This is a genomic window from Candidatus Aquarickettsia rohweri, assembly GCF_003953955.1.
GTDB classification, from domain to species: Bacteria; Pseudomonadota; Alphaproteobacteria; order Rickettsiales; family Midichloriaceae; genus Aquirickettsia; species Aquirickettsia rohweri.
On the sequence record NZ_RXFM01000018.1, the window covers coordinates 1 to 17415 of the forward strand.

Genomic DNA, 17415 nt, shown 5'->3' on the forward strand with positions numbered 1-17415 from the left:
CTCGTCCATTCTCCAACTACCATTGACTGGCTTCTTTCTTTTTCTGAATCTTCCTTCAAGTATTGGCATAAACTTTATTACCCACCTTTGTAAAGTAGCGTGATCAATGGCGAATCCTCTCAACCCGCCTATCTCCTCTATCTCTCTATAACTTAGAGAATATCTTCCTTTCATATACAATGATACCATTATTATTTCTGGACCATATTCATGATTCTTGAAATACTTCATTAATTTTGGGTCTACTTTCAGCATTATTAACATCTATCATTTCTTTCAGAATATCAAAGATTCTTATACTTTTCAACAGATGCGACAGAACCCTAATATAACCTTGCTCTCTAAAATACCCATTTTTAACAGCATGTAATGCTTGATCACTTATTATTCCTGCTGCTACAGAACCAGCTATGCCAGTAAATGGACCTGATAAGGTATAACCAGCCCCAGCACCAATTACAGAAGATAATATTGCTGCACCAATTCTTTGACACTTAAATCTATCATTTGTACCATCATCATTACTTTTACAATATCCATATTCGCTTCTGCCAAATAGTTGAGTTTTAACCAAATGTTGATTTTCTTGTAGCTCTTTTAGAGCATCAGCTCCTATTGCATCTCTAAAATTTACATCTAATAATAAAGTATCTGGATCAAATATGACACCTGTAAGGTCTGTCCTTTCCATATGTGACATTGGAAATTTCGCACCTGAAATATCCATATTTCTAGCAATGGCATCACTGAAATCACATGCAACCATTTCAGCAAATTTAGCATTTACTTTTTTCAAAGTTGCTTCTCTAAAATCTGCCTTGTATGCCTCTATATTTTCTAAAACAGCTTCTGTAAGATTAGAATTTTTTAAATTAATTTCATTTAATATGGCTCCTGATACATCTAATCTTTCTCCTCTTATTCTTTCCATTACAGCATGATAAAAATCAGCTTGATGAGCGTGAACATCCTGCAATGTCGCGTCTTTAAAATCTGCATACCTAGCATTAGCCCCATCCATTATTGCGTTAGATAATTTAGCTAATTCTAATTTTGCTGACTCTAAATCTGCATCAGATAAATTCACTCCTTTGGCTTTAATTTTGTTTAATAATGCTCCTCTTAAGTCAGCATACCTTAAATTAGCTTCTTCAAGAACTGCTTCTTCAAGCTTTGCTTTACTTGCATCAATTTGTTCCATTTGTGCTTGAGAAAAATCTGCATGAGAAAAATCACCTTCTAACACAGCTTACCGAAGATGTACTTTTCTCATTTTAACGTATCTAGCATCAACATCTCTTAAATTTACTTTGTTTAAATTAGATCTATCTGCAATAGCTGATTTTAAACTTGAGTTCTCAATACTTGATCCAGTCAAGTCTGCAGAATAAAGCAGTGCTCCTTCAAAATTTGAGTTAGTAAATCGACTATACATCATTCTAACTCTTGGCATAATTGCTTGAGAAAAATCTACATTCTCTCCTTTAATAGCAATTAAATTAGCATCTGTTAATGTACTATTTTTAAAAGAGCTTGTACCTTGAAGTGACGCAGTCTCAAAACAAGTTCCAGTTAAATTTGTATTTTCAAAATTACAATCTTAGAATACTACACAAGCAAAATTAACTCCACTTAAATCCAAATTAGATAAATCTAAACCACTAATTCTTTGATATTTACTTTCTTTATAGAAGAAATCTGCAACAGGTATTATATCTTTGCCTGGATTCAAATCTTGAGCTTGGCTTAATATTGCTTGATTTGTTGTTTTTTCAGACAAAAAATCGTTAAATGATTTTTTAGCTGCTTTTTCAGGCAAAGAATTAATATATCCTATATAATCTTCTAAATCTTGTTGTGTAGCTTCAAGTCTTACCTTAACAGAGTTAGCTCGTTCAGGATTTTTTGGCAGGTATGTTGGGTCATAATATGCTGTCTTTAGCTCTATTATATACTCATTAGCTATTGTAAATAACTCATTTTCAAGTCTTTTCTTATATTTAGCTTTAATTTCTTCAACTCCTTCAGCAATTTCCTGATTTAGTTGCCTTTGTTTATCTGTCTCACTCACAAAGCTTAAAGCCCAATCTTTATAACTCTGTATGGAAAGCTTTTCTTTTTTAAAACGATTAATCTCATCCTCACATTCAGATTCATAACGTCTTCTTGCATCATTTTCTCGTCTAAACCTTTCTTCAGGTTCATAATCATATTCAGTTCTTTTGTTAGCTGGCAAAAGACTTTTATCATCTGCTTCAATTCTAAATAATTTCTGCATTTGCATTCTTTCAGCATTTGCGTAATCAAGTTTAAGAGAGTCAAGTAATCTTTCATCATCTCCATCAGGTAATTCACCATCTGCTAATAAGTAGTTACGAAAATCACAATTTAATTTAGAACCTCTAAAATCAACATGTGATAAATCACATGAATCAAAAATAACATTTTCATCAAAAATACAATCTCTAAATATTGCTCCATTTAATGATTTATAAAATCTCACATTTGAAAAGACACACCCAGATAAATCAACTTCACTTAATTTTAAAGGATCTTGTTCATAATATTCATATACAAAATTTCTATCGCTATCATAACTATCAATATATTGTTCAACTATTCCATAATCTCCGCTAATTTCTGCTACTATAACCTTACTTTTATATTTAGGATTCTCTTCTGTAAATCTTTGTTGCAAATATTCATTTAAACTTCCTGCAGCTTTTTGGTCTCCTGGTTCTCCATTTTTAATTTTTCTATGTTCAGTAATATAATCTATTAATAAATTTAAATTTTCCGGTTCTGGAATACCATCTTCTTCTCTCCTTGTTTGAACATATTCATATATTGACCATTGTGCACGTGTATCTGCATCTTTTCCAGCTTTTGATTTTTCAAGCTCTTCAATATACTCATTTATATATTTATAATAATCTTCACCTAAAGATATAGGGATAATTTCAATGGACTGATCTAATTTTATACTTTCTTGTTCTAATTGAGCATATATTTCTTCAACTTTAGGCATAATACTAAATACAAAATAGTTATAAATTTAAGGTAACATTAGTTACTTTAAAAAACATTTTATTTTTTTTCAGATTTAGTGATTTTTTTTCTTTTTAATGTCTTCTTTTTTTGTAATTTTTCAATCATTAATCTATTATCCTGAGCTAGTTTTTTCACAACTTCAAATTCCTCCTTTGTTACAAAGTTCATTTTTTTTATAAAAGTTTCAATTTGAGTAGTTATATAGTCTGATATTTCATTCTTAACATTTACAGCTCCTGTGAAAGTTGAGCCTGCTAGCTTTGCTAGATCATCTAATATTTTGTTGTCTTTTTTCATTTTTTTAAATATTTATATGTATTAAATAATACAAATATCATGTAAGAATTAATGTTTGCAATACTTTTTCCTAATATTAATCCAATAGCAATAGAATTAGGATATATATCAATTAGGTGGTATGGAATATCCTATGTCATAGGTGTTTTGCTTGGTGTATATATTTTGAAAAAAATTGAGAAAAAGTATACTGTTGCTAACCTTATTTCAAGTGCCTATGAAAATTTACTTACATATATTATTATTGGCATAACAATAGGCGGAAGATTAGGCTATATCTTATTTTATTGCCCGAATGTAATTTTGGATGATTTTTGGGAGATATTTAAGATTTGGCATGGTGGCATGTCTTTTCATGGAGGGCTGCTTGGGGTAATGGCATCAATATGGTTATTTAGTTTAAAAAATGGAAAATTTATATCTACAATGGATTTAATAGCATGTGTAGTGCCTATAGGTTTATTCTTTGGACGTATAGCAAATTTTATTAATGCTGAGTTATATGGAAAAAAAACAAATGTAAGCTGGGGAGTAATTTTTCCAAATACAGATTATCAGCCAAGGCATCCTAGTCAATTATACGAAGCAGCTTTTGAAGGAATAATGTTATTTTGCATTATGTTAATTGCACTTAGAATAAGGCAAAATTTTCTTAATAATAAAACTTTAGATTCAAAAAAAAGTAAAAATATGGAAGGCTTTCTCAGTGGAGTTTTTTTAACTTTTTACTCTTTATTTAGAATTATTATTGAAATTTTTAGAGAGCCTGATCAGCATATTGGGTACATTTTCAATTTATTATCTCTAGGACAAATTTTGTCAATTCCAATGCTAGTAATGGGTATTTATTTAATTTTTAAAAGAGTTGCAACTAAAAATTGAGTAGGTTATCATTAATATATAACAGCATGAGAAGATATATGAAAAAAATTTTAATTCGAGAAAGTATTTATAATAAGCTAACTAATAACGTAATAATATTTGGAAAATAAGATATTATTTAGAGTATTTTTAAGAAAAATTTTTCATAATACTGATTTATTAATTATTTTAGGGGGAAAATGGATAAACTGCATTTAAAAAATTATGTAGATCTAGCTCGAAAATTAAGCGGTATAGAATATGCATAAATTACAACAAGTATTCAAAAAAAGTATACTGCATCATGGTAATTCAAAATTATTAAGCATAATTACTCAGAACGATATATATATAAAAGAGTATATTAATTTATGCCAAGATAATTTCTATGGAATTTTAATTAACTCTTTAAGTACTACTTACCCAACAATAAAGAAATTAATTGGGGAGAAATGTTTTGATTATTTAGCAAAATTATATGTCAAAAGCAATTATCATAAAAGTAATAGTTTAAAAAATTATGGGAAGAAATTTTCTTCGTTTATAAACTCAAAAGTAGAGTTAAAATCATTTCCTTACTTATATCATGTAGCTAAATTAGATTACTATTTATATTTAGTTCGTAATGCTAATACAGATTATAAAATAAATATTAACTCAGATAATATCTATTACTTTAATGATTTTAAACTTAAAAAATATATTAAACTGGTAAAATCTAAATATCCTATAGATTTTATTTTTAAGTTCTGTAATTCTAAAAAGCATGTAGATAAAAGCATTGAAGTACCTAAAAGAGGATCTAATTTATTAATTTTAAAAATTAACAATGTAGTAAAATATTTGTGTTTAAATAATTTTGATTATAATTTTTTATTAGATTTCAAAAGATATAATAAACTCTCTAACATGCAAGAGATTTATGACCTTGAAGATGATATTAAGGTGCAAAAAATTTTATCAAAAATTTTACAATTAGATTTATTAACTTTTTAAAAGAGGTAAATAATGTGTATAAAAAATATAATCAAAAAAAGTTATTTATTTTTAAAAGATAATTACAGTTATATTACTTCCATTTATTTATTATTATGCAGAGCATATGTATTTTTAATATTTTTCAAATCAGGCTGGCTAAAACTAAAAAGTGCATTAAAAGGGCATTGGCATGTCGTTGAGTATTTATTCCAGCATGAATATAATATGCCTTTTATTCATTATAAAATCACAGCTATTATAGGTACTTTTAGTGAATTATTTTTTCCTTTATTACTTTTGCTTGGATTAGTAAGCAGGGCATCAGCTATAGTTATGATTTCAATAATATTATTTATAAATTTCAGCTATATGTATCATGATAAATATTTTATCTGTGGTATATTAGTGTTAAATATATTAATATTTGGACCAGGCAAATTTTCTATTGATCATATTATTTCTAAAAAGGCAAAGTCAAAAATATAGTAATTGACATTTATTATTTTATCTATAGTGTGTGACCTGTGCAAGTTAATAATCTATTTTATAACTTTATATATTAAGAGCTATGTATCTAAAGTTCTGTTTTATTACTCATTAAATCAATATATTTATAAATAAACTAGAAGACATTGACACTTTATATATGAAATTATTTAAATTATGAATAAATTTAGTTCTCTTAATATTACAACTTTGCTTCAAGAATCTATTATAAAAATGAATCTAAAGATTATGACACCTATTCAATCTAAATCCATACCTGTGATTTTGGAAGGCAAAGATATAATAGGTTCTGCACAAACAGGCACAGGTAAGACCATTGCATTTTTAATTCCAGTATTAGAAAAAATCTTAAGATATGATAAAGAGCAAGCTTTAATATTAGCTCCTACAAGAGAATTAGCATCTCAGATTCAAGCTGTAATCAAAGATTTAGCTCTTAAAATCAAAACTATTAATTCTGTTTTATTGGTTGGAGGAGCTACAATTTTTAAGCAAATGCATAAACTTAAGAAAAATCCAAATATTATTGTTGGTACACCATGAAGAATCAATGATCTTATAAATAGAAAAAAATTAGATCTGAAAAAGGTAAATACTTTAGTAATTGACGAATCGGATAGGATGCTAGATATGGGCTTTAGTATACAGTTAGATCAAATTGTTGGATTTTTGCCTAAAGAAAGACAAACCTTGATGTTTTCTGCTACTTTCTCACCTGAAATTCTTAATCTATCTAAAAAGTACTTACAAAATCCTCAAAAAATTACAGTCACTTCTTCAAATGTAGTTACTCCTAAGATTAAGCAAGATATTAAGTATACAAATAATTCAACTAAATATAATGACCTCTCAAACGAACTTGATATGAGAGAAGGTTCAATAATTGTATTTGTTAATACAAAAATTAGCGCAGAAAGTCTAAGTAAAAAGTTACTGCAAAATAATCACAGTGTTTCTACGCTTCATGGAGATGTTATACATAGAAAACGTGAAAAGGTGATTAAAAATTTTCGTGCTAAAAATTTTCGTATAATGATAGCAACAGATATTGCATCAAGAGGTTTAGATATTCCTCATGTTGAACATGTAATTAATTATGATTTACCAATGTCTCATGAAGATTATATACATCGTATAGGAAGAACTGGTAGAGCTGATTCTAGAGGATCTGCATTAAATTTACTTTTACCTAATGATATAAATAAATGGAAAAGCATAGAGAGATTTGTTGATCCAACTAAAGGTTCATTTAAGGAAAGAAATAATAAATCAAAATTATTTGGTAATAATCGTTATAAAAAAAATAATAAACCAAAAAGATTTTATAGTGCCAAACATGCTTCATAATTAGGAGTTTATAAGAAATATCTATATTAAAATATGGGTTTATTGCAAACAAACTTAGTGTATAGTATAAAGTAAAAATAAGGGGAGGAATATGAAAGAAAAAATAAAAACAAATATTTGAGGACAACTAATATAAATATTTAGATCTAAATGAGAGATATATGTAAAAAATATTGAAAATTATTAAATAAAAATACTAAGGTGAATAAAAAAATGAAAATAATTAAAATATTAATAGCAGTTTTTTTGCTCAATCAATATGTAGTAAGTACGCTAAATGCAAAAAATCCTGAAGAAGTAGAAAGACAAATTAAAAAAGATGAAATGAAAAGAAAAGGAATAACAAAATATTATAATGGATTAGATATATTAAAAAAAGATATAAAGAAAAACCAAATAGAAGAAGATTATGTGTATTTAATATTATTAGAATATGGTATAGAGAAAAAAGGAAAAAATACTGTTAAACAGGAATTGAATAAAGGATTAGAAAAAGCTACCGAATTTAGTAAGGGTAACAAAATATATCATTATACAGATACTAAAAAAGTAGAAGAAATAAAAGCATCATGTGTTAAAATATGGGAAAAGTATTATAAATTAGTTAATGAAGGATTAGAACAAAAAGAAGCTTTGCACATAGCATTGAATTGGTTCAATACAAAATATAAAAAATAAGTTTATAAATTTATATTTGCAAAAAATATAAAGGACAAAAAAGAAATGAAAAAAGAAAGAAATTTATTTATTTTATGGATAAAGTTAGTAACAAAATTTTTTATAAGTGAAAAGAAAAAGATAGCGATTATAGGAATAACAGGGTTAGTAGCATTTGAATTTTTTAATGTATATTTATCTGTAAGACTCACAAAGTGGTCTGGGACATTCTACGATGCATTGCAAAATTTAGATAAAGTTGAATTTCAAAAACAAATATTAGTTTTTGCAATTTTAGCTTTTATCTTCATAATAACATCATTATTGAAAACAGTATCTAGGTTATGGTATTCATTAGAATGGAGAATATGGAAAACAGAAAATATAGTTAATAAGTGGATAAAAGGAAATAATTATTATATTGCAAAAGCAATAAATAAAGAAATAGATAATCCAGATCAAAGGATAGCAAATGATATTAAGGAATTTTCAACAATATCAATAGAGCTTTTTTTAGGAATAATTCAAGCAGTAACAACGTTAATAAGTTTTATTATAATTTTGTGGAGTTTATCTGGAGTATTTGAGTTTAAACTATATAAATACACAATTAATATACCAGGATATTTAGTTTGGGTTGCATTAATATATGCCTTATTAGGTACGTATTTAACGCATAAAATAGGTAGGCCATTATCAGAAATACTGTTTAAAGGTGAGAAAAAAGAAGCCGATTTTAGGTATCAATTAATAAGAACAAGAGAAAATGCAGAAGCAATAGCTATGTATGACGCAGGAGAGTTTGAGAAAGATGGAATAATGCAAAAGTTTACAAAAATAGTTAAAAATACTAAAAAGATGATATTTAGAGAAATGAAGATTATATCATTTGTATCATTTTATAATCAAACAGCAATTATATTGCCAATTTTAGTATTAGCCCCTAGATATTTTGCAGCAGCAATAACTTTAGGAGTTTTAATGCAAACAATAAAAGCATTTGATGAGATAAAAACAGCATTATCCTGGATGATAGAGTCATATATTAACATAGCTACATTAAAGGCAGTAGTAGAGCGATTATATGAATTTCAAAATAGTATAGAAAAATGTGAAGAGGAAAATAAAAAGAATGAAGTACAGATTAAATTTGAAGGAAGTAATATTCAATTAAAAAATTTAGAAATATGCTTGCCTAATGGTGAGAAAATATTAGAAAAAACAACAGATAAAATAATAAAGAATAATTATATATTAAAGGGAGAGAATGGGAGTGGCAAATCCACTATATTTAGAACGTTAAAAGGTATATGGCCATATTCTTCTGGAGAAATTATATATCCTAAAAATTCAAAAATAATGTTTATACCGCAAAAAGGTTATATGCCATATGAAAAATTGAGATTAGCCCTTATTTACCCACTACTTGAGCATAAAAACACACAATATATAGAGCATTTATTAGAATCTATTGGCTTAAATAAACTAAAAATATTATTAAATAAGGAGAATGAATGGGAAAGAATATTGAGTGGAGGAGAAAAACAAAAGATAGCAATTATTAGAAGCATTATTAATAGACCAGATATATTATTTTTAGATGAATCATTTAGTTCTATGGATGAAAAAAGTGAAATAATATCTTTAAATTTATTAAATCAAGAGTTGAAAAATACAACTATAATACTTATAACTCATAAAAATAAAGCAATACCAAAATTTAATAAGGTTATTAATAAAAACAAACTATGTTTGAATTTTAACCATTAAAATCTGTAATGTTAAAAGATATAGTAGTTTAACTTAAGCAATATAAATTAAACTTATGTTTTGCACTATTTTTCATTGTATTTAGGCAATTTAAAAACTAATTTTAACCCGAGCTGCATATAAGAAATACTTAGTAAAAGGGGGAAAAACTGTTATATACAAATATTTGAATACAATTTTAGTTAGCAATATAGTCATTGCGAGAGCATTTTAATGCTCGCGGCAATCCAGGAAAATTATCAATAAATGTAAATGCGATAACAATTATGGATCACTACAGTCGAGACTTAGTCTCTCCCTAATGATAACTGTAGGGTGGTATGCATTCCTCCTTCGTGATGATTGTGGGGAGATACTACGCTTCATGATTATAAGATTTGCTATAAATTTCTTATCTGCAGTTTGGGTTAAGTATGATAATTACGCAAAAGACCTGATACTATTTTATAAGTTTAATTACTAAACTTTATTCTGGAGCATTTCTCTTATTCCTTATTGAGATTTTTTAACTATTTGGTAGCTCAATATAAGATCTATGAAAAGACTTTTATATTTTGAATCAGGAATAACATCAAAATTTGTAAGTGCTTTTTGTATGTATTTTTCTAAAATTTTATATGATTTATTCTTAATATCATATTTTTCAAATAAGCTTAGTAGTTGATTAAAATGCTGAATTTTTTTATTTTTTTTATTAAAAATCTTTTCTATAACTATAAAATCTTGTTTATTAACATTCTTTAGAGCTACTATTACAGGTAAAGTAATTTTATTTTCAAAAAAATCACTACCAGGCTCTTTGCCAAGTTCTTCAAAAGTAGAAAAGAAATCTTTTATATCATCATTAATCTGAAATATTATACCTAAATTAAGGCCATAATTTTTTAATATTTCTTTTTGTTTAGCATTAGCATTAGCCAAAATAGATGAGCACAAGCAAGCTGCAGAAAAAAGATTGGCAGTTTTAGCGCTGATTAAACTTATATATTCATCAAATTCTATATCTAATCTTCCAATAAGTTCAAGCTGCCATACTTCTGCCTCTGCAATTTCAGCTGATGTGTTAGCAAGTATTTGAAGGACATCTAAATTCTTAGTTTTAATCATTTGCTTAAAAGATTGACTAAATAAAAAATCTCCAACTAAAATACTAGATTTATTACCCCATATATGGTTAGCAGTAATGTTATTTCTTCTTGTATTACTATTATCAACTACATCATCATGTAGTAGTGTTGCATTATGTATAAACTCTATAGCAGATGCTAAATCTAAACACTTTTTTAAAGTAGTTTGATTAGGATTAAATAACTTACAGGAAGCTATAGTAAGTAAAGGTCGTATTCTTTTTCCACCTGAAGATATAATATGATAAGAAACTTTGCTCAGTAAATTTGCTTTATTACTTTGAGAATATTTTAATAAAAAGTTATTTAATTCTTTTAATTCAAAATTTAAATTTTCAATAAATTTATTTATAATTGTTTTGTCCATTATTAATTTTAAATCTATTAATCAACTTTTTAGTAAATAAAAATATATAATTTATTTAATTATACAAGTTTAATGTATAATATGTTTATATATTGAGATTATAAATGAGTTGTGACTATTTTAGAAAATTAAGATATTATTTAGTGAATCAATACTTCAATTAGAAGAGCGTGATAATTTATATTATCTATTATGTATTTTATTTTTATTAATATACACTCCTATAACAATATTAGAGTTAGCACATATAAATCTTATTATAATATTTATTAGTTTGGTAAATTTAATTATAATAATTTTATGTATTTGGTTTCTACTTTATAGATTAATTTTTAAAAAGATAAAGTATAAAAAAGTTTTACAAATATTAATTTTATTGTTCGGTTTGCCATTTCTTCCATGTTACACGCTTTTTTTAAGTGATTTCAGTATGCAATGGATAATTAGATTAATCCTTTCATCTGGATTGCTTTTTATATTTACTAATAATAGATTATTTACAATACTATGGATAATTAATGCAGTTTTAGCATATATTTTATATATATTCACAGCTAGCCTTTATAAAGGAGATATAGTAGAAATAATGATGAGTTATGTAGAGCATTATACTATTTTTAGCAATGGTGCATTTAGTTTAAGCTTTGTTTTGCTCGTCATTTATAAAATGACTGCAACCTCCAATCAAATAGAAATTTCTAAAGCATTTGCAAGTGCTATAGCACATGAAGTTTTTAGCCCTATTTCAATTGTAAAATTAAAATCAGAAATGCTTTTAGAAAAAATAAATAATAATGATAAATCTGCTTTGATTCATGAAATTAATGAGTTAATGAAATTAACAAATTATTGTATGAAAAATGTAGAAATTATATTAACTGCTTCTAAAAATGTAAATACACAATATTCCGATATAAAAAAATATTCAGTTGTAAAATGTATAGAAATTGCATTAGAGGAATTTTATTTAACAGAAGAACAAAAAAATAAAATTCATTTTGACAATAGTGTAGATTTTAAATTTAAAGGATCGCGACATCTATTAAAACATGTTATATTTAATCTTTTAAAAAATACGTTTGCTCATGCTGGAAGAGAAGCTTCTATTTATATATGGATTGATAAAAATAAAATTCATTACAGAGATACAGGCAGTGGAATTAAAAAAAATGAATTGCCAAGAATTTTTGATGCAGATTTTAGTAAAGGAAGATTTGGCATAGGTTTACATTTTTGTAAAAAAGCTATGGAAAGAATGAATTCGAAAATTAAATGTGTTTCAAAATATGGTGAATATACTAAGTTTATCATATTTTTTTCTAATATTATAAAATAATTAAATGAATAATGAGGAAATAAAATCAAGGTTAATTAATTTAGAGAAGAAGGTTAAGAATAAAAATAATAATAGTCATATAAATAAAAAATCTAATGTACCAATGACTATAATAACAGAATTAATAGCTGGAATTTTTATTGGATGTATAATTGGATACTTTATTGATAATTTTTTTAAAACAATACCTATTTTTATTGTATTGTTTTGTATAATAGGATTTTTTGCTTCTTTATTAAATATGTATAAGAATTTATATAAGTAAAATAATGGCAGAAGTTTCAGTAGATATAATTACCTTAATTAATTACCACACAGTGGCAGATAATGAAATTATTAAAAATAGATTTATTGAACATATAAAACATCTTTATCAATATTCTATATTTAAAAATATATTAGATTTAGTTGCAACTAAAGTTTCGCAAAATTCTTTAAAATTTAATATTAAAGAAAAAAGTAATTTTGATTTAGATGAGGGCAATTGTAAAACCATTTATGAGCCATTGTTAGATTCATATTTAAATAATTTTAGACAAGATAGGCGTTATGTAATTACAATTAAAAAAATTGCTTATAATGTTATTATTCATGAAATAGCACATATGGTAGAGAAAGAATTAAATTTAGATTTAAAATACTTCATAAAAGCATTGCATGATGATTTTGAGAATATAAATAGTAATCTTATTATAGTAAAAAATTCTATAGATGAGATACTGATAAAACAGGTTTCTAAGTATAATGTTGAGCAACAAAATTCAGAGTTATTTGCTAGGTTTTTTCAGTTATTTGCAGAATCAAGAGAAATATCTGGATTTCAATCTCAGTATAAATATAGCATTCAAGATATAAGTGGAGTCTTATCCAATTCTACTAGATGGATTGAATTTACTCTAAGTAAATTAATATCAGCAAGATTGGATATTAATATAGTAAATTCATCTAAGAAGTTTCTAAAAGACATGAAAAATATAAATCATAAGTGGGCTAAACAAAAAGTTCAGAAGCTTCATAATAGTAATAAAAATAAATTATCTAAATGGACAAAGGCTGTAAAATCAATAAAAGATGTATAATTTGTTAATTATTATGAACAATTTTATAGTTTTATTACTTTAAAAATAGCTTGTTAAATTCATTCCATTCTCTTTTAGACATACTACTATTTTCCTCAGATACACTATGTCCTTGTATCATTTTCTTAATGATTTCTACTCCTGTCTTTGATAAATTAACAGATTCTTTTCTATAGTTAATAAATGCATCATAAGTATAGGGCACCCATTTTGATACTATATCAAGAATTTTATTTGAATACTCTCGTATTTCATATTGAGCATGTGAATCTGCTCTTAATCTTAAGAAATGGAGCAAATTGTTTAAGTCAATTTTCCAATACCACTGCGTATAATAATTTAATGTTAAATTCATTCTAGCTAATTCTCTAGCTATGCCCTCTTTATTTGTATCTTTAATTTCACCGGTTTCTTCATCTAAATTTAATAAATCCATATAATTATCATAACATCTTAGGGCATCTTCTCTTAATATATCTAAAACTCTTTTAGATTGGTTGGAATCTAAAGTTCCTTCTCTACCTTGTTTATTAGATTGTGATTGTATCTCTATATTTTTAGGGTCAGGCAAATAAAATTCTTTATCTAAAATTGAGTATCTTGCAGAATATTCATTAACGTTTGCAGTTCTATGTCTTATCCATTGTCTAGCAATAAAAATAGGTAATTTTATATGTAATTTTATTTCACACATTTCAAATGGTGTTGTATGATAATGCCTCATTAGATAATTGATTAACCCTTTATCTTGATTTAGCATTTTGGTACCTTTTCCATAAGATACTCTTGCAGATTGTACAATTGCTGAATCATCTCCCATATAATCTATTACTCTAATGAAACCATGATCAAGCACTTTTATTGGTTCATATAGTATTGCTTCTAAAGCTTGAACAGTTGCTCTTTTTGTATAAAATTTTTGATCTTGTGAATTTTTAATTTCGTTATTGTAATTTACTTTTTGTTTCATATTATTACTAATAATTTAAAGTTTATTTTTTTGTACTTGATTAACAAAAATAATTCTATTTAAAATGATGTTATTTAAGCAGTATAAAGAAAAATATAATTAATAAAACAAAAATGAAAGGATTGTCAAAAAAAGATTGGGATGAAAAAATTCAAGTTGCTTATGGGGCGCTACTAAAAAAGTTAGAAGATAATCCTAATTTAGATATTAAGTTAATTAACAAAGTATTTGATATATCCAATGTTTCACATAAAGGCCAATTTAGAGAATCCAATGAACCATATATAATTCATCCGATTGAAGTAGCAAGTATAGTAGCAGATTTAAATATGGATACTTCAACAATTATTGCTGCATTATTACATGATACCATAGAAGATACAATCTTAACATATAAGCATATAAAAGATATTTTTGGTAAAAAAATAGCAGATATAGTTCAAGGAATATCAAAGCTTATAACTATAGAATCAAAAAGTAATATTTTAAGCGCAGAAGAAAGAAAAGTTGAAGATTATAGAAATCTTATGTGTGCTGTTTCAAAAGATATTAGGGTTTTAGTAATAAAGCTTGCTGATAGACTGCATAATATGAGAACACTTAATTGTATTAAAAATTCAAAAAAAAGAAAGAGAATAGCACTCGAAACAATGGATATACATTCTGCACTTGCAGAAAGAATAGGAATTCATAATTTTAAGAATGAATTACAAGATTTAGCTTTTGCTGAATTATATTCTCAGGATAAATTAAGTATTGAAAATCAGTTGAACTTAATTAGAAAGGATGGAGGTGACTTAGTTAATAAGATTGTAGGTGAGCTTAAAAGTGTTTTGATTAGTTCAAATATTAATCTTGTTGATGTTACAGGAAGGGAGAAAAAAACTTGCTCTATTTGGAGAAAAATACAAAATAAAAAATTATCTTTTGAAAATTTATCAGATATCTTTGCATTTAAAGTGATAGTTCAAGATGTTGAAGATTGCTATAAAGCATTAGGTGCAATTCATAATAATTATCATATGGTTCCAGGTGCTTTTAAAGATTATATTAGTACTCCGAAAACTAATGGATATAAATCGCTACATACTATTATTATTGGACCTGAAAGCAAAAGAATTGAAATTCAGATAAGAACTGAAAATATGCATAGAATTGCTGAATTTGGTGTTGCAGCTCATTGGCAATACAAACAACAATTTCCTAATAAAAAAGAGAAGCACTTTAAATGGATAAGTGAAATATTAGCTATTTTATAAAATTCTAATAATCCAAGTGAAATCTTAGAATATTCTAAAATGGAAATGCATTATCATCAGGTATTCTGCTTTACTAATGATGGAAAATTAGTTACTTTGCCTAAAGGAGCAACAGCTCTTGATTTTGCATTTTATATTGATGCTGATATAGGTCTAAAATGTATTGGTGCTATTGTTAATAAAGAAACTGTTCCAATTTCATACCAGTTAGATAATGGAGATCAAGTTGAAATAATTTGTGCTGAAAAAAATAAAGCTTCTGAATTATGGTTAGAAATTCTAAGTACTGGCAAGGCAAAAACAGAATTAAAAAAGTATTTGAGTAATGTTAAAACAGATCATTTTATAGCAATTGGGAAAGAAAGTTATAAAAAATATTTAGATAGTCATAATGTTGAATTTGACGAATCTAAAATTGTATTACCGAAAGATTCTGCGATAAAATGTGAGAATTTAGAGACTCTTTTTTTATTAATAGGGCAAAACAAAGTAAAAACAGCAGATGTAGTTAAAGCATCTTATCATGATTTTAAAAAAGCTCCTAATATAGTTAGTTTCTTTTTTAATATAGTGCAAAAAATAAAGAAAAAGTTGAAAAATAATTCGCAAAATTTAATTAATAAAGGTGTTAGTTTATATTTTGCTGAGTGTTGTTTCCCTGTTAAAGGAGAAAAAGCAGTATCATTTTTAGATAAAGAAAAGGGATATTGTATACATAGCGTAGAATGTAATAAAGTGAAATATTTACATAAAGCAAACAAAAAGATTAACTCATTTAACTGGGAGCTATCTGATAACTTTCTATATCAATCTAAATTAATTTTATTAATTTCAAATAAAGTTGGTAGTTTAAGAGAAGCAGTAAATTGTATCTTTGATTTAAATATTAATATTGTCAATATTACTACTACCAATAAGTTTGATGATTTTTTTGAGTGCTCTATTATTATTGAAGTAGAAGATATAAAACAAATAAAAAATTTGTTATCTAAATTTAGTAATCTAGATTTGTTGTATTCATCGATTAGGTATCTTGAGGATTAATTTATAGCTTATTTTAAGTTATTTATTGGTAAAATATATTATAAAATAAGATGACATTTGGATAATTTTCTAATATAAAATTTTACTTTAAATATCTTAATACTTGTTTTGTTAAATACAAAATATAAAATAATAGAGAAAAATTTATACTCTCCAAAATGTACTAAAGCTTATGTTATAAATCAATTATTACAGAAAGAAGATTCTATTTTATATATTGCTAATAATGAAAAAAATGCTTTAGAGACATACGATAATTCAAAATTTTTATACCACAAGATATTTTAGTAATTTATTTGCCTGGGTTAAATAGTACCCCATATGATATAGATAGTTGTACAAATTATGGAAATAGAGCAAGTTTATTGCATCAATTAGCCACTAATATAAAATCTAAAAAATTAATTATTTCGAGTATAGCTGGATTAATTCAATATCAAACACCTATAAATCTTATTAAAAACAATAGTAAAAACTTACAAGTTAATGATAAATATAATTTTACAGAATTAATAAAATTTCTCACAAATATGTAAGCGCTAAAATAAGGGCATCTAGGCAAGAATAAAAATAAGTGGTAGAACAAAAGCCTAAAAAAATAGAGGCTAATGATGCTATTAGAAAAAAAGAAAAAAAGAATAAGTAATGAAAAATGGAAAGAGCTAGTAGAAGAATATAAAAAAAGTAATGTAAGTAAATATGAATTTTGTAAGCAAAAGAATGTGCCGAGAAGTACATTTTATAAATGGCACAGAATTCTTGTAG

20 protein-coding genes and 3 pseudogenes are annotated in these 17415 nt (G+C 25.7%); 15 read left to right on the forward strand and 8 right to left on the reverse strand.

Translation table 11 applies throughout. From position 1 onward, the window contains the following. The 6 genes and pseudogenes from EIC27_RS02005 to EIC27_RS02025 form a co-directional block, all read right to left on the reverse strand. A pseudogene (locus EIC27_RS02005) lies at positions 1 to 231 on the reverse strand (IS6 family transposase); the annotation flags it as partial. Beyond that, positions 209 to 1246: a pentapeptide repeat-containing protein gene (locus EIC27_RS02010; RefSeq protein ID WP_126044484.1), complete on the reverse strand. Its 1038-nt coding sequence runs from the start codon at positions 1244 to 1246 to the stop codon at positions 209 to 211. The pseudogene EIC27_RS02005 and the gene EIC27_RS02010, both read right to left, overlap by 23 nt. A 3-nt stretch (positions 1247 to 1249) precedes the next feature. Beyond that, positions 1250 to 1378 carry a pentapeptide repeat-containing protein gene (locus EIC27_RS08080; protein ID WP_410519459.1) on the reverse strand — a complete coding sequence of 43 codons (129 nt, stop codon included), beginning with the start codon at positions 1376 to 1378 and terminating at the stop codon, positions 1250 to 1252. Continuing rightward, a pseudogene (locus EIC27_RS08085) lies at positions 1358 to 1594 on the reverse strand (pentapeptide repeat-containing protein); the annotation flags it as partial. The gene EIC27_RS08080 and the pseudogene EIC27_RS08085, both read right to left, overlap by 21 nt. A 6-nt stretch (positions 1595 to 1600) precedes the next feature. Beyond that, entirely contained in the window at positions 1601 to 3028 is a 1428-nt protein-coding gene (locus EIC27_RS02020; protein ID WP_126044486.1) for a pentapeptide repeat-containing protein, read from the reverse strand. A 59-nt stretch (positions 3029 to 3087) separates the two neighbouring features. Beyond that, the gene (locus tag EIC27_RS02025) at positions 3088 to 3348 is read right to left on the reverse strand and encodes an accessory factor UbiK family protein (RefSeq protein ID WP_126044487.1); all 261 of its coding nucleotides are present in this window, start codon (positions 3346 to 3348) and stop codon (positions 3088 to 3090) included. A gap of 60 nt (positions 3349 to 3408) precedes the next feature. On the opposite strand from EIC27_RS02025, the gene lgt reads away from it, so the two are divergent. The 7 genes and pseudogenes from lgt (at position 3409) to EIC27_RS02060 (ending at position 9468) form a co-directional block, all read left to right on the forward strand. Further along, positions 3409 to 4230 carry a prolipoprotein diacylglyceryl transferase gene (gene lgt, locus EIC27_RS02030; protein ID WP_126044501.1) on the forward strand — a complete coding sequence of 274 codons (822 nt, stop codon included), beginning with the start codon at positions 3409 to 3411 and terminating at the stop codon, positions 4228 to 4230. 240 nt (positions 4231 to 4470) lie between these two features. Continuing rightward, positions 4471 to 5205 (forward strand): HvfC/BufC family peptide modification chaperone, encoded by a 735-nt coding sequence (locus EIC27_RS02035; protein WP_126044488.1) that lies wholly within the window; start codon positions 4471 to 4473, stop codon positions 5203 to 5205. A 12-nt stretch (positions 5206 to 5217) separates the two neighbouring features. Further along, positions 5218 to 5673 carry a DoxX family protein gene (locus EIC27_RS02040; protein ID WP_126044489.1) on the forward strand — a complete coding sequence of 152 codons (456 nt, stop codon included), beginning with the start codon at positions 5218 to 5220 and terminating at the stop codon, positions 5671 to 5673. 249 nt (positions 5674 to 5922) lie between these two features. Beyond that, positions 5923 to 6405, forward strand: a pseudogene (locus EIC27_RS02045) (DEAD/DEAH box helicase); the annotation flags it as partial. Then, a complete protein-coding gene (locus EIC27_RS02050) occupies positions 6388 to 7041 on the forward strand; it encodes a helicase-related protein (RefSeq protein WP_276310322.1) in 654 nt (217 codons plus the stop codon). The pseudogene EIC27_RS02045 and the gene EIC27_RS02050, both read left to right, overlap by 18 nt. Positions 7042 to 7254: 213 nt before the next feature. Then, positions 7255 to 7719, forward strand: a complete 465-nt coding sequence (locus EIC27_RS02055; protein ID WP_126044491.1) for a hypothetical protein — start codon at positions 7255 to 7257, stop codon at positions 7717 to 7719. Positions 7720 to 7764: 45 nt separating this feature from the next. After that, positions 7765 to 9468: an ABC transporter ATP-binding protein/permease gene (locus tag EIC27_RS02060; protein ID WP_126044492.1), complete on the forward strand. Its 1704-nt coding sequence runs from the start codon at positions 7765 to 7767 to the stop codon at positions 9466 to 9468. Positions 9469 to 9960: 492 nt separating this feature from the next. On the opposite strand, the gene EIC27_RS02065 is transcribed toward EIC27_RS02060, so the two are convergent. Then, the gene (locus EIC27_RS02065) at positions 9961 to 10962 is read right to left on the reverse strand and encodes a polyprenyl synthetase family protein (protein WP_126044493.1); all 1002 of its coding nucleotides are present in this window, start codon (positions 10960 to 10962) and stop codon (positions 9961 to 9963) included. A 430-nt stretch (positions 10963 to 11392) separates the two neighbouring features. Here EIC27_RS02065 and EIC27_RS02070 point away from each other — a divergent pair, with 430 nt between their 5' ends. From EIC27_RS02070 to EIC27_RS02080, 3 genes are read left to right on the forward strand one after another with little or no spacing between them, the layout of a single operon-like run. Then, positions 11393 to 12298 carry a sensor histidine kinase gene (locus EIC27_RS02070; protein ID WP_126044494.1) on the forward strand — a complete coding sequence of 302 codons (906 nt, stop codon included), beginning with the start codon at positions 11393 to 11395 and terminating at the stop codon, positions 12296 to 12298. Positions 12299 to 12302: 4 nt separating this feature from the next. Next, the gene (locus tag EIC27_RS02075; protein ID WP_126044495.1) at positions 12303 to 12563 is read left to right on the forward strand and encodes an AtpZ/AtpI family protein; all 261 of its coding nucleotides are present in this window, start codon (positions 12303 to 12305) and stop codon (positions 12561 to 12563) included. Positions 12564 to 12567: 4 nt separating this feature from the next. After that, the gene (locus tag EIC27_RS02080; RefSeq protein ID WP_126044496.1) at positions 12568 to 13377 is read left to right on the forward strand and encodes a WD_0702 family putative metalloprotease; all 810 of its coding nucleotides are present in this window, start codon (positions 12568 to 12570) and stop codon (positions 13375 to 13377) included. A gap of 34 nt (positions 13378 to 13411) precedes the next feature. Here EIC27_RS02080 and thyX read toward each other — a convergent pair whose 3' ends face one another. Beyond that, positions 13412 to 14347, reverse strand: coding sequence for an FAD-dependent thymidylate synthase (gene thyX / locus EIC27_RS02085; protein WP_126044497.1), 936 nt, complete (start codon positions 14345 to 14347; stop codon positions 13412 to 13414). Between the two features lie 113 nt (positions 14348 to 14460). Here thyX and EIC27_RS02090 point away from each other — a divergent pair, with 113 nt between their 5' ends. The 5 genes from EIC27_RS02090 to tnpA form a co-directional block, all read left to right on the forward strand. Further along, positions 14461 to 15606, forward strand: a complete 1146-nt coding sequence (locus EIC27_RS02090; protein WP_126044498.1) for an HD domain-containing protein — start codon at positions 14461 to 14463, stop codon at positions 15604 to 15606. 39 nt (positions 15607 to 15645) lie between these two features. Continuing rightward, a complete protein-coding gene (locus EIC27_RS02095; RefSeq protein ID WP_126044499.1) occupies positions 15646 to 16650 on the forward strand; it encodes a TGS domain-containing protein in 1005 nt (334 codons plus the stop codon). A gap of 108 nt (positions 16651 to 16758) precedes the next feature. Beyond that, the gene (locus EIC27_RS07355) at positions 16759 to 16938 is read left to right on the forward strand and encodes a hypothetical protein (RefSeq protein ID WP_153183755.1); all 180 of its coding nucleotides are present in this window, start codon (positions 16759 to 16761) and stop codon (positions 16936 to 16938) included. A gap of 8 nt (positions 16939 to 16946) precedes the next feature. Beyond that, positions 16947 to 17186, forward strand: a complete 240-nt coding sequence (locus tag EIC27_RS07360) for a hypothetical protein (protein ID WP_126044500.1) — start codon at positions 16947 to 16949, stop codon at positions 17184 to 17186. Positions 17187 to 17261: 75 nt separating this feature from the next. Further along, on the forward strand, positions 17262 to 17415 hold a 154-nt coding region (gene tnpA / locus EIC27_RS08090), incomplete at its 3' end, for an IS66 family insertion sequence element accessory protein TnpA (protein WP_410519450.1).